This is a genomic window from Nitrospiraceae bacterium (assembly GCA_035623075.1).
GTDB lineage: Bacteria > Nitrospirota > Nitrospiria > Nitrospirales > Nitrospiraceae > DASPUC01.
Genome location: DASPUC010000030.1, coordinates 1 through 13,004, shown reverse-complemented (window position 1 = coordinate 13,004; position 13,004 = coordinate 1). Strand labels below are relative to the sequence as shown.

The 13,004-nt window shown below is 56.5% G+C and carries 9 protein-coding genes; 1 reads left to right on the top strand and 8 read right to left on the bottom strand.

From position 1 onward, the window contains the following. Positions 1-64: 64 nt before the first annotated feature. The 8 genes from VEI50_10730 to VEI50_10695 all read right to left on the bottom strand — a co-directional run bounded on the left by VEI50_10730 (position 65) and on the right by VEI50_10695 (position 11,886). Entirely contained in the window at positions 65-778 is a 714-nt protein-coding gene (locus VEI50_10730) for a DUF420 domain-containing protein (GenBank protein ID HXX75593.1), read from the bottom strand. A gap of 7 nt (positions 779-785) precedes the next feature. Next, on the bottom strand, positions 786-1,811 hold the full coding sequence (locus VEI50_10725) for a methyltransferase (protein ID HXX75592.1): 1,026 nt from the start codon (positions 1,809-1,811) through the stop codon (positions 786-788). 129 nt (positions 1,812-1,940) lie between these two features. Beyond that, on the bottom strand, positions 1,941-2,738 hold the full coding sequence (locus tag VEI50_10720; GenBank protein ID HXX75591.1) for a hypothetical protein: 798 nt from the start codon (positions 2,736-2,738) through the stop codon (positions 1,941-1,943). A gap of 226 nt (positions 2,739-2,964) precedes the next feature. Continuing rightward, positions 2,965-4,362, bottom strand: a complete 1,398-nt coding sequence (locus VEI50_10715) for a HEAT repeat domain-containing protein (protein ID HXX75590.1) — start codon at positions 4,360-4,362, stop codon at positions 2,965-2,967. 3 nt (positions 4,363-4,365) lie between these two features. Next, positions 4,366-5,004, bottom strand: coding sequence for a hypothetical protein (locus VEI50_10710; GenBank protein HXX75589.1), 639 nt, complete (start codon positions 5,002-5,004; stop codon positions 4,366-4,368). A 6-nt stretch (positions 5,005-5,010) separates the two neighbouring features. Continuing rightward, a complete protein-coding gene (locus tag VEI50_10705) occupies positions 5,011-5,937 on the bottom strand; it encodes a carboxypeptidase-like regulatory domain-containing protein (protein ID HXX75588.1) in 927 nt (308 codons plus the stop codon). Positions 5,938-5,957: 20 nt separating this feature from the next. Then, a complete protein-coding gene (locus VEI50_10700; GenBank protein HXX75587.1) occupies positions 5,958-6,866 on the bottom strand; it encodes a carboxypeptidase-like regulatory domain-containing protein in 909 nt (302 codons plus the stop codon). A gap of 148 nt (positions 6,867-7,014) precedes the next feature. Continuing rightward, positions 7,015-11,886: a multicopper oxidase domain-containing protein gene (locus VEI50_10695; GenBank protein HXX75586.1), complete on the bottom strand. Its 4,872-nt coding sequence runs from the start codon at positions 11,884-11,886 to the stop codon at positions 7,015-7,017. 353 nt (positions 11,887-12,239) lie between these two features. Here VEI50_10695 and VEI50_10690 point away from each other — a divergent pair. Continuing rightward, positions 12,240-13,004: amino acid permease (locus VEI50_10690; GenBank protein HXX75585.1), on the top strand; the 765-nt coding region annotated here is incomplete at its 3' end.

Here is a 13,004-nt window from a genome sequence, read left to right as displayed (position 1 = left end):
GGAGTAGATACCCTCGCCAGGTTCCCGCGCTCTGTGCTTGTCACGCGTCACTAGTCACCCATCACTATCCGATCTTCCCGGGGTAGAGGATATACAGCATCGTGTAGGTCGTGGTGCCCGTCACAAACAGAACACAATAGATGATCATGGTGAAGCGACCAAGCGCCCTGTGCCGCCGAGCTCCATTCGGCCAGATCCGCTGGATGGCCATCTCAATCGCGAATACGATCGCGACGAGCAGTAGCAAGCCGATGTAGACTTCCAGTTTGCGCATGGAGAATCCTGCTGTCATCGCGCGGAACAAAAACAACAGGAGCACAACCGCCGTGATGCCTCCGAAGATGAGACCGATCTTTGTCCAAGAAGTCTGTAGGAGCGATTCTTTGAGCGAGCGGACTCCATCGATGACCTGCTGCGACCGGAAACCCAACACGATCATGTAGACCGCCATCACTAATCCGACAATGACCAGAATAATGTGAAGTGTAAGAATGGGGATAAAGACATAATCGTACAGCGCCTGCGAGCCACCGAAGCCTTCTTTCCCCTCAAAGGCCAACACGCCCAATTGCCGGAAAAGATAGTAACTCACGAAGAACCCCAGCATGGCCACCATGCCTCCGAGCATCAGCCAGTGGTGGGTGTCTGCCTGGCGCTTCTTCGCTTGAACCCAACCGAACACGAACAGACCGGTGAAGAGAGTGGCCATGAGTTGGCTGAGGTCGGCGCCGATCGTGGCATGAGTTCCAAAGAATCCGGGATGTCGTAGCCAGTCCATGGTGCAATTACCTCGCGGCCCTCATCCCCTGTACAACCGCTGTCCGCTCCAATTCACTTACTGAGTGGAATCCGGCTTGAGTCATCCAGTGAATGGCATCCGATGTTTTGTAACAACGACCTTGCTGTGTGTTGACCAGAATGTGCACGGCAAACGCGGTGGTCCAAGCCGGACCGGTTCCTGTTTCGTCCAGGAATCGATCCTTGATCACCAGGCGACCGCCCGGCGCCAGGTGAGAATAGACCTTCTGGACCAAGGCAGCATTCGTCGGAAAATCTTGATAGTGCAGAATATCGGACATGAGGACAAAGTCGTATGGTCCACCCAGGTTGTCCTGATTAAAATCACCTGAACGCAGCGTGATTCTGGACTCCAACCCGGCTTCCTTCACTGTTCGTTCTGTGAGCCGCAGCGTGGCAGGTAAATCGAACACCGTGGCGGTCAACTCCGGGTAGATTCTGCAGAAGGCAATTGCGTTCGTCCCGGCCCCGCCTCCCAGATCCAGCATTCGAACCGGACCGCTCAGTTGAAGTCGTTTCGCGAGATCAGGGCCGCTCTGCTGCCCGATCCGATGAAGAACGGCGAGAACGTTTCCACCCAGTTCCGGGTCGGTTTCGAACACATGGCGATCGACCGATCGCTGTCCAGTTCTGATTGTTTGCGATAACTTGCCCCAGTTCTCCCATTCTGCGTCATGCAGCAAGAGAAGATGACCGATGTATTGAGGCGAATGGCGCACCAGATGGGCGGTTGCGATCGTCGAGTTGCTGTACGAGTTTCCGTTCTTGGTCAACAACTGCATCGCCACAAGCGCGTTCAACAGCAGCTCCAACGTCTGCTCGTGAGCCCCGATTTTCCCGGCAACGTCTCGAGAGGTTTTGGGCCTGCCGTCCAATGCAGAAAAGATATCCAGCCGAACGGCTGCGAGCAGGATCTTTGTCTCCCAGTAGTAGCCGAGTTGGAACATTTCTGCGAGCGAAAGTTCCCGTGACACACCCATCCCTTCAAGCCAAATAGCTTTGAAAGTCGGCATCTTACCTAGATCGGAAAGTGAAAGGCAAGGCGGAGAAAGCTGCGCAACCAGCGGCCAAAAACACGAAGGGCAGCGGATTGCTCCGCTGCCCTTCGATGACGGGGGAAACCCGTCGAGAAACGTACGAGCTTACTTGATCTCGGCCTTGAGGTTGGCGGTTCCGCCTTCCGGCACTTCAACCTCAAACTCGATCTTTTTGCCCTTTGCGGCAAACGGATGCCAGGCCACCACCTTGTGCTTGCCTGCCGGAACATCCTTCAGCTCGAAGGACCCATCTTCCTTGACCACCGCATAGTGGGCATTCGACACCGGGAGGAAGAAGGACTGCATGAACTCGTGCTGGTCGCACTGTAAACGATAATACCCTTCCTTCTCCGCTCCACCACGGAAGGTCACCGGTTTCTCGAGCTTGTCACCTTTCTTGGCCAGACCGATGTTGAAACCGGTCGCCGACGTGGAGCCCTTCACGGTGAAGCTGTGGGGGTTGTGGAGCACACCCATTGTCGACTTGGGGTCGTCCGGATCGGAGTCGGTATTCTCGACCTTGAATGGTCTCGTGTTCACCACCACGGCAGTGTACGGGAGGAATTCGCAGAACGCCGCCGTGACCTCTGCCCCGGCGAATCCATCCATGAACGCCTTATCTTCAATGTCCGCGACCGCAACGACCGCGCCCTTCAGACCACCGTCCTTACCTACTTCGATCGTCTTCAAGAACCGCTTGTCCCCGTCCATCAGGCTCTTGTTCGGGTTCTTCGGACAGAACTTGGGGTTGGGGAACTTGGAAAACAGAAACTCCTTCTGCTCAGACTTCCCGGCATACGTAACCTTACCGGCAATGGTCCCGCCGGCATTCGCAGCGAGAGGTGCCGCAATCAGCGCCACCGCCGCTACACTCAACACCACTGCTACTACACCCTTCTTCATGTGACTGCCTCCTTGTGATGAACGAACGATGAACAAAACCGGCTGAATCGTTTTATATTATTGCTCTCTTGTCACTCTCGTCAGCCAGTGTGGAAACGAGAGAGAGCACGACCCATCCTCTTCACTCGATCGGCATGACCCAAAAGCGGCGAGGCTGGATTTTGACCGAGTGTGTATACAGCAATATACCCGCCCTCGTCAATCTCAAACAAGTGCCGGTTCTCTCTTATTTTCCGGATTGGCTCTTTTCAACCAGCAGGTGGATGAGCGCTCCTCCAGCGGTCGCACGAACGGCCTCATTGGAGTCGTGTAGCGCGTCCTTCAGAGCGGGAAAGACCTCACGGTCTCCGATATGGCCGAGAGACCGTAGCGCGACGATCTTTGGACCAGGAAGCGGGTCAGCTGTTAGACTCACGAGCAAAGACACGGCATCCTTCGCATTGGTTTTCATTGCCTTCCCGAGGGCATGGGCCGCAGAGGCACGTGCGGCTGTATCGTTCTGTTGCGCCAGTCCAAGCACAGTTGGCGCAACTGTCTCAAACGGCTCGCCAAGCTGGAGCAACGCCGCGATTGTTGCAGCCCGTACCGTCATGTTTCCATCACTCAGAGTCTTTGTTAAGGATGGAACCGACTCCTTCCCTCCGAGGTCCGCAAGGCCGGCTGCCGCCGATTCACGGACAGCAGGAACCGGATCCTTCAAGAGCTGCTCAATCCGCCCTCTGGCGTTTTTTTGTCCCAGTTGGCCCAACCCTCTGGCTGCCGTTCCACGAACGGAAGGCTGCTGATAGCTCAGCAACTCCAGCAGGATCGGAATCGCACGCGGATCTTTGAGATCAACCATGACTTTGAGAGCCTCGGCACGATCCTCCGGATTGGCTGCCTGTGCCGCCTGCTGCAGGGATTCCCACATCCCTTTCTGTCCCAACCGAATCAAGGCACCAAAGGCCGCCACCCGTGCAATGGCCATTTCATCTTTCGTCGCTGGCTCAAGAAGCGGGATTAACGACCAATCACCAGTTCGGCCAAGGGCCTTTATCGCGCGAGCCTTGACGATTCCCGCTTGGTCTTCGAGGGCAGTCCGAAGCTTCATGGATTTCCGGCCTGCCTCGGATCGACCCAGCCCTTCAACCGCCAGAACCCGGACCGGACCTGATCCATCGCTCAAACCGTCCTCAAAGTAAGGAAGAGCCTCCTCTGGATCGATTTCCTTGAGTGCGGTGTACGCGGCTCCGCGCATCTGTTCACGCATATCCTTCAACAACACCACGATGAACCCTAAGGCCACCTCATGCAGAAGAGCGGGATCCTCCCGCTTGAGCGACGCCTCGAGTTGGTCGTATTCAGTCAAGGCATCCTTGGGATTACCGAGTTTTAACAACGAACGTATCGCGACTCGACGAACATCCGGAACCGCACGTTGTTCAGGATTCAACTTCGGCAACTCATCGACGACCTGCTGGTACTGTTTGCCGTCATACGCCGACTGAATCTCTTTTGGAACGGAAGAGGAAGCTGCAAAGAGAGATCTGGGACTAGCATTCCACCCGCAGAACCAAGCAAGAATGATCACAAGAAACAAGCGTGATCGAAACGCGAGAGCGAACCTCATCAATCGACTCGTCATCAATTATCCTTGGATGCGAGGTCCAGCAGGACTCACACGTTTGATGTAACCCGGCGGCTCATCGAAATAGTACTCAGGCTGAGGAGAGACGCGGAATCGTTCGTATTCAACCGACCAATCCCTATCCTGACTGACCAACTTGAGGACTACCCCGGTCTCAACATCCACCCATTCAAAAAACCGTTCGGCGCGGCCGCGGTAGTCGGTCTGCACGTCATAGAGCTGCGCCTCTCGCCCGCTTGCTCGCGCGGCTCCTACCAGGACTCGTTGCTTTTCTCCCGGTAACGTGGGTCGAATCGGCAGGACCTCCTTAGGATCCAAAGGAGTCACGAGCAATTCTTTCTGCTGCGCCAACACATACCACGTTTCCAATTTATCAAGCCTGATGATCTCGATGGCGGCATAGCCCCGGTCTGTCTTGAGTGCGTACTTGTACTCCAAGCGAAGCCGATCGCCTTTGGCGAAAACTTGCGCTTGATGTCGATGCCCCTCGACTTTCTTAATTAACGAACCTGAGAAGTCAGGAGGGACGGTCGCATCTCCAGCCTGACTCGTAACAACTCCTCCCGCACAGACGACGCAGTATGAAACCAGAGCGGCGCGCGTCCACCACCAGACCTTGTCGCGGTGAGACACCGGCATGGGTGATCAATGTTGATGTTCGACAAGCGGCTGGATATCGACGGAATACCCCAGCGTGTCCGGCCCGAAGCGGGGGTTATCCATCACTTTGTAGGCGGAGCGGTTACCTTTCGGAGCCACAAGGGACAAGTTCTCGGTGAGCGTGCCATCCGGCTGAACCGTAACGGACTTTGTGACACCGGGACCGGTCTGAGGATGCCACACCACCAACTGGTAGGTACCGGGCGGAATATGGTCGACCTTGAACGCGCCATTGCCATCCGTCAACGCGTAATAAGGATTGTTGACGGCCATCGCCCAACTTTCCATGAAGGCGTGAAATCCACACTGCATGTAGAACGTCCGACGACCCCTGTTCAAGTAGATCGGCCCGACCAACGATTTACCCGGCGCATGATTGTGAATCGCGCGGATGTCGCCCCGCCGATGTTGGAAATTCATGACAAGCGGGGTATTGAAGAGCACCCGCGCGCCTGCTTCGATGGACGTCTCGTATCCCTGGATGTCGTGCATCACCGGGTCCATGTTGATGACTTCGACCGCATGGCCATTGCGAACGATCGTCATGAACGGCTGAAACATGCAGTCGCGAGCCTCGATCAACGGGACAGACACTTCAAACGGTTTACCCGCTTCGACTCCTTCCAGAAACACGATGGCATCCTTCAATCCGCCTTGCGGGCTGACTACAAAATCGTAGAGGAGACGCCAGCCCTGTCCATTCGAAATGCGTCCACAATAGGCCGGGTCAGGAAACGTGATGAGGTTGAACCCCTTCGGCTCCGGCACCGGGCCGCTCAGCGTCACCGTACCTTCGATCGTCCCGCCGTGCTGCACCTCGACCACGTCATAGGCCAAACCGGGACTGATTGCCAGTCCTAACAGCAACGCTTGGGCACAAAACATCAGGAGAACATTATGAGGTCCACGCATCACGCTTCACCCTTTGCGCATTACGGTTTTTGCAGCTCCAATGTCGGTCGGATATCAAGCGATTTGCCTAACGCCTCCAGCCCGAAATGAGGGTTTTCCTCGATCTCATGGGCACTCCGGTGACCTCTGGGAGATTGAAATTGAAAATTCACCGACACGGTTCCTTTCGCCGGGACGGTGACTTTCTTCTCCAGCATCGTCCCGACACCGGGATGCCACGCGACAAGGGTATATTCGCCGGGCGGAACATCGGTGAGGGAGAAACGTCCATCAGCAGTCGTCAGCATGTAGTACGGATTATCCACTGCCATGCCCCAGCTTTCCATATAGGCATGGAATCCACACTGCATCACAAAAATCCGTCGTCCTTTGGTCATATGAATTTCTTCACTCATGGGTTGACCGGCAAGGTGCTCATGACTGTCGGATCCGACGCTCCGCTTGTGATGAGGATTCATCGGGAGCGGCGTATTGAACAAGACCCGCGGGCCAAGGTGAGACGTTTCGTAGGCCTGTATGTCATGGAAGACCGGGTCCATGTTCACGACTTTCACCTCAGCCCGATCCTTTACCACGTTCACAAACGGGAGGAAGCGACAGTCTCGCGCTTCGATTGTCGGAGGTTCGAACTTGAACGGCTTCCCTTTGGCGACATCCATCAGCAACACCACCGCATCTTTGAGGTCTCCATCAGGCGACACGGAAAATTCCTTGAGGATCCGCCAGCCGGTTCCAGTCGATATACGCCCGCAGTAGACCGGATCAGGAAACGTGATCAGGTTGAATCCTTTGGGAATAGGTTTGCCTTCGGTGATCGTCACTTTGCCTGTGATGGTACCACCATCCGAAACTTGGATCTCTTCATAAGCGAAAACCGGTGCCGCTCCGAACAAGAGCGATCCACATAGAAACACCACGGCCGCACGCATATACCCTCCAGAACGAATTAGACCGATTGATCGGTGCAAAAGATTTTCAACATGGTATCAAATGAGCCGTACAAAGAAAAAGGGGAAGCCTTTCGGCCTCCCCCTCTCTCTTCCTCCCACACCCCGTGTGATGCGGGGGCGTCCGGCTTTACTTAACCGCGATGGGAATGACTTGCGCCGGCTGTTCGACAGCTGCGCTCTTCATTCCAGCAGCACTGCCGGCAAGAGGCAACAACCGTTGGTCACCGGCAGGCATCACTCGGAGATAACCCCACTGCCCGGACTGGGAGTACGGCAACCGCTGATTGCTGTAAACATAGTCGCCAGGCAGTCGATAGGGTCCCCCGGCGGACGGGATGAAGGCATCCAACACTTCCGATCCGGAGAACTCCACGACGCTGATCTGATCGGCGCCGCGCATGAAGGGCTCGATCGGCCACTCATGCTTTTCGATGCTAAACATTCCGTTCTGCTCATTGCTCGCCCCAATCACATGAATACGGACCGGATCGCCAGCATGTGATTCAATGATCGGAGTGGCCGGATCTTCCGGCTTATCAGCTTTGCAGGGCTGGAACACTTTGCCCAACGAGCAGCCTTGCTCTTCGCGATACTTATAGGGTTCCGACCGGTAGTTCACACCGGTCAAACCCGCGACATTCTGCACATACGGCATGAAACTCGTGCCGATGATGTTGTCTTCGTCCTGGAAGAACAACGCGACGTCACGATAGTTCGGTCTCGTCTCGTTCCCTGGGACCGACCGATCGATAATGACATCGGCGGCCCAGGCATTCTTGGTGGAAATGTCCGCACCGGTCTTGGGGTCGCGGTACTTCGAGCCCTTTGGCCCGATCACCATAGCGCCGAACAGTCCGTTGCGCGGATTCACCATCACGTTGCCCCAATCCCATACCAAGGATGTGGTTTCCCCAATGAACGGATCCGCATAGTACGTGTAGGTCCGTTCTCCGCCCGGAGCGATCGTCTGATCGCCCTGGTTGTTCCCCACATTGGCTCCCAACGAATCTTTCGGATCGAAGGCGAGGCCGATGGCGGAGAACGAGGCACGGCTGTCTTTCATCTTGTTCTTCAGGCTAACCTTGATGCAATCTCCGACGTTCGCACGGAGGGTCAACGGCATCGGCTGCGCCGCAGTGCCAACCTTCGCCGCGTCCTCTTCCAACGCGTAAATCTTCGCCTCGGGATTCGTGATCAGGATCTTCCGCTCGAAGTCCACCTCGATCGCCTCGGGTGCTTTCGCGTTGAACTTCATCGCAGGGTAATCCATCGCCACGACGTTATAGGTCTTCACCGGAGCGTCGGCCGGACAGACCGGCAATGCCTTCGGCATCTCACCCTTGATCGAGAACCCGGCCGGCAGTTTCTTCAGGTCGGCTTGATCCTTGTCGTAGACGCGGATGATCCCCCACGCTCCCTCTGAGAACTTGGAGGACCGGCCGTTGAAGTGGATGTAGTCGCCGGCCTGATGCCTCGGCCCGCCCGCTTCCGGCACGACAAGATCGTACCGTTCGGCGATGCCGATGTGCATCGAGTTCTTCCGGTTCGCATCGCCTGCATACCGCTCGGACAAGAACGTATGGCCGGAGATCGTCCAGGTCATCGTCTCGTTCATGAGCGTGTGCAGAAGCCGGAATACCATCGTATCGCCCACGTACGCGCGCAACAGCGGCGTATAGGGGTCTCCATGAATGGCGCTGTTGAAAATCTGAGACGCTTCAGGGTTCGTCGCCAATCGCTGTGCGATCGGTCCCGCCCTGAAGTTCAATCCACTGCCGGTAGTGTGCGTCCCGCCGTTCAAGAACGGCATCGGCGTCATATAGATCTTTTCCGGCATCATAAACGACACGGTCTTGCCTGCTTCGAGCGCCACTTCAACCGGCTGGCCTGGCGGATTGCCTGCGGTCACGATGTTGACGGTGTGGGGCACCGTGTCGTGCACCTGCACCATCAATTCACGGAAGCTGTTGTTCACGCCATGACCCACCGGTTCGGCCGTCCGAATGTCTGCAATCGGTCCGCTCCGAATGAGCTTCCCGGTCTTCGGATCGTGATAGGTGGACCCGACCGGCTCGGCGATAAAGGTGCCGAATCCCCCGTGAGGCCAAGTGGTGGCGCCGAACGCATGGTCGTGCCAGAACACCGTTCCCACGTCAGCATCGACCCAGAACCGTTGCCGGACGAATTCGACCGTCACGATGTCGTTCGCCGGATGGTCGTTCTTCAATCCTTTGGAGAGCGTGATGGTGTTGCCCTTGATGTCCTTGATACGGACAACCTCGTTCCCCTTCACGTTATCCGCCCCGACCAGAATCAGCGTGCCGACGTGATATTGGCCCGCATTCTTGACGGTGAGCGCGCTCCCACCTTTCTTCGCCGGTGCCGTGAGCACCGTGTTCATTGGAAGCGGCAAGCCTTTCTTATTTTTCTTCTCAAGCATCGTGAACGGCCGGACCGACTGCTCGTAGGAGAAGCCGGTAATCACGCCGTCCGAGGCCTGGTTATCAAACTGCAGGAAATGCCAATGCGTGTTGATCTTCGACGACTGGAAGTTCGTATAGTCATCGTCGTCCCACTCGCTCGTCAGCATCCAATCGACGCAGTCATAGATGTTGCCACGCACGACCAACGGATATTTCAGATCGTCGTTGGCACGAATGGCCGCCTCTTCTTCGTGAAGTACATAGATCAATCCGTTCGGATCGATCACGGGTGGCTCTTTGCCCTGTGCCTTGGCAATCTTGATCGGGAGCTTGATGAAATGGACATTGTAATCCTTCCGTCCGGCGTTCTCCGGACAGAGACTCCACACGCCGTTCTCACCTGGCCTTGCCTGATCGTTGCTCTCGTCGCCGCTGGCTTCCCGACGGATCATCTCCAACCAGGGTGCACCCACGTGGTTCGGCGAGAACATCACGCGCTTGCCGAAGTGCGGCGTGAGGTGGGGCCACGCGACTTTCCCGGTCAATGCTTCAAACATGATCGGATGCCGCTTGCCTGGGTGCGTGGACTTGTATTTGGGATTGTCTGTCGTGCTCTCCTTCTCGCTCATCGCACGATTGCCCTCCCACGTCCAGTCCAACACCGTCGCGTCGTAGGAGACAATCTGGCCTTTCTCGTCGTCCTTGTGACCAGGCTTCCCCGGCGTCGGCAACTGCATCGACACCCAATCCTTGACGGTAATCGTGGCCGGGTTCGTGTTCCAGTTGCTCTTGCCCTTTTCAATGATCGTGAACTGCTTGCCGAACCAATCGACGGTCTGGCCGATCAGCTTGTCGGAACTCACTGGCGCCTTGATACGACCTTTCCGATCCGGCAGCTCGCGCAGGTCCGGCATGACGTCGTTCCGCATGTCACCGACTTGCAGCGTGTTATAGACACGCCAGTAGCCCCACATGCCTGCGACATAGTGGTGCGCGACATGGCAATGGAACAGAAAGTCGCCCGCCAATTGCTGGCAGAGTCCGGAACCGCACTCGGTCTCGAGATCCAGCGCTTCGGACGGTCCGATGACTTCGACGTCAACACGGTCGGTCTTGGCACGGATCACGGGATACTTCACCGGGCCGTTCACCGCTGTGGCCCAGAGATTCATATCATCGATCGCCCGCGGGCTGCGCGGCCATCGGATGGTTCCACCATGAGGATGGTGCGAATGAAAGACTTCCGAGCCGCCGTGAACCAAGCGGAACTTGGCCGGGTCACCCATATAGGAACGGGGAATCGTCGGGGACGGGTCGCCGAAGGTATAGGAGCTGTAGCCCATCGACTCGTCTTCAAAGCCGAAGTATTCGTGCTGCACATGCATGTTGTTGATGCCGAACGGCTCGCTACGATAGTTGATCGCACGGCCGCCGGGACGATAGGCGTCGGTCAACGGATCGCGCTGCGGCAAGAAGTCGCCCTTCTTGTTGACCGGGCGGAAGGCTTCGTCGCCGACTTCGTGATAGATCAGTACGAACTCGCGGAAGTCCGGACCGGACCCGTTCTTGATCATGACCTGCCAGCCGCTATTGGCGGGGGCCGCATCACCTGAACCCAATGGCTCCAGATAGCTTGAACCCCGCGGTTCCACGACAAAGGCTCCGAACAGGCCCATCACGGTCAATTCACGGTCCTGGCTATAGGTATGGAACTGGCGAACTCCTTCCTGCGTGGTCGGACTGATGTACCACTCGAAATCGACACTCTTCTTTTCGTCGACGATCGAATCGGGGTTGGTCGTGGTGGCAGCCGCGCCGGTGGCGCTGACTACCATGCTGGAACCGTGGATATGCAAACTGACTGGTCCACCGCCCTCTTCGAGCTTGTTGGACAGCTTGATCTTGACGCAGTCGCCCTGATTGCCGCGGATCACGAGCGGTTGAATCCACTGGGCCTGCACTCCAGGAATTACGGCACCTGGATCGTACCCTTCCTTATCACGGGCTTCCTTGTTCTTGGTCTCTTCTGCACGAGCCTTGTCGAGGTTCTCGTCGAGCACGTACATGTACCCGGGATAGAAGTCGAGCCATTGATTCAGAGTGATCTCGACGTTGATCGCGGACACATTGTATTGCTTAACCGGGGCCGTGGCTGGGCACTTACCGCCATTCGTCGTGGACACCGGTTCAACGCGGGGATCGGACACAAGCAGCATGTCCTGCCCGCCGGCACCATACTGGTGCATCATGGACTGGGTGTTGTACATACCGGTGTTGACGCCCTGCACCTGCGGGTCATGGGTCATGTGCTGCATGACGCGCTGGTGCTGCTGCTCGACCATCGCGGCACGATCGCTCTTTCCCGCCATCGTGTCCTCGATGATTGTCTGTCCCTTGAGCTGCTCCGCCCAGCCAGGAAGCTGGTGATTCATCGCCACATGCTGTGGGATCGTCGCCTGCTCCTGGTGGGATGTAGTTTCAGCCGATGCAAGCGGAGCCCAAAGCAGGGCCACAGCTGCCATCGCGCCGAGCGTACGGGTGGAAACACAAACCCTTTGTTTGTGGTGGGAAAACATGGACCGGCCTCCTTGATGTAAAGAGTGAAACGAATCCGAACCCGTTGAACCTAGATGACGACCGAAGGATTCCTCGATGAAGGTACAGCCTTCGTCATATGGACGAAGAGGTATTTTTTTCAATAAACGGAATAGGGAAGATACTCAAGTTCCGAGACTCTGTCAATCCCCTGGAAATCCGCACCTACCACCAATTGGTGGCATGCCGACACGCCCGCAGCACCTCTGGAAAATCTCCCCAAACAGTCACATTGCCGGCTTTCTCGCCTGAGCCTTTTGACCCATAGTTCCCGAGCCCTCAATAATATTCACGAATATTCACGTAATCGCGCGGTTTGTGCGATAATCTTCGCATGCTCGTCAAGCGTTGGCTCGTCGGGAACCCTCTCAAAACTGCTCAGGCGGTGCACGAACGGCTCTCAAAACGCCTGGCTCTCGCCGTATTTTCTTCCGACGCCCTGTCCTCGGTCGCCTACGCCACGGAGGAGATTCTCCTGGTGTTGATTCCAGTGAGCTTGGCCTTCGCTCATTTTTCGATCCCTATCAGTATGATGATCGTCCTCCTGCTCGCGATTTTGACACTGTCCTACTCCCAAATCATTTTCGAATACCCAGAAGGCGGCGGCGCCTATATCGTCTCGAAATCGAACCTCGGCGAATGGCCCGGGCTGACCGCCGCTGCGTCGCTGATGATCGATTATGTCCTGACCGTCGCCGTCAGCGTCGCCGCCGGCATTGCGGCCATCACCTCGGCCATTCCTGCGCTGTTTCCCCATCGGACTGCGCTCGGAGTCTTTGCCATTTTGATCGTGTTGCTCGTCAACTTGCGGGGAGTTCGTGAGTCGGGAAAGGTGTTTGCTGTACCAACTTATTTATTTATCGGCTCGCTCCTATTGATGTTAGGAGTTGGAGCCTATCAATTCCTGTCCGGCCGGGTGAATCCGGTCACTCCACAGAATGTCGATGCGCAGGCTGGAGTTGAAACCGTCTCGTTGTTTCTGCTGCTGAGGGCGTTCTCCTCCGGTTGTACGGCGCTCACTGGGGTAGAGGTCATCTCGAACGGAGTCACGGCCTTCCGTCCACCGGAATCGAAGAACGCCGCTCTCACGATGGCCGGC

Bases quoted from the DNA above. Each gene is read 5' to 3' on its own strand.
- VEI50_10730 (HXX75593.1), bottom strand. From the start codon at position 778: ATGGACTGGCTACGACATCCCGGATTCTTTGGAACTCATGCCACGATC.
- VEI50_10725 (HXX75592.1), bottom strand. From the start codon at position 1,811: ATGCCGACTTTCAAAGCTATTTGGCTTGAAGGGATGGGTGTGTCACGG.
- VEI50_10720 (HXX75591.1), bottom strand. From the start codon at position 2,738: ATGAAGAAGGGTGTAGTAGCAGTGGTGTTGAGTGTAGCGGCGGTGGCG.
- VEI50_10715 (HXX75590.1), bottom strand. From the start codon at position 4,362: ATGACGAGTCGATTGATGAGGTTCGCTCTCGCGTTTCGATCACGCTTG.
- VEI50_10710 (HXX75589.1), bottom strand. From the start codon at position 5,004: ATGCCGGTGTCTCACCGCGACAAGGTCTGGTGGTGGACGCGCGCCGCT.
- VEI50_10705 (HXX75588.1), bottom strand. From the start codon at position 5,937: ATGCGTGGACCTCATAATGTTCTCCTGATGTTTTGTGCCCAAGCGTTG.
- VEI50_10700 (HXX75587.1), bottom strand. From the start codon at position 6,866: ATGCGTGCGGCCGTGGTGTTTCTATGTGGATCGCTCTTGTTCGGAGCG.
- VEI50_10695 (HXX75586.1), bottom strand. From the start codon at position 11,886: ATGTTTTCCCACCACAAACAAAGGGTTTGTGTTTCCACCCGTACGCTC.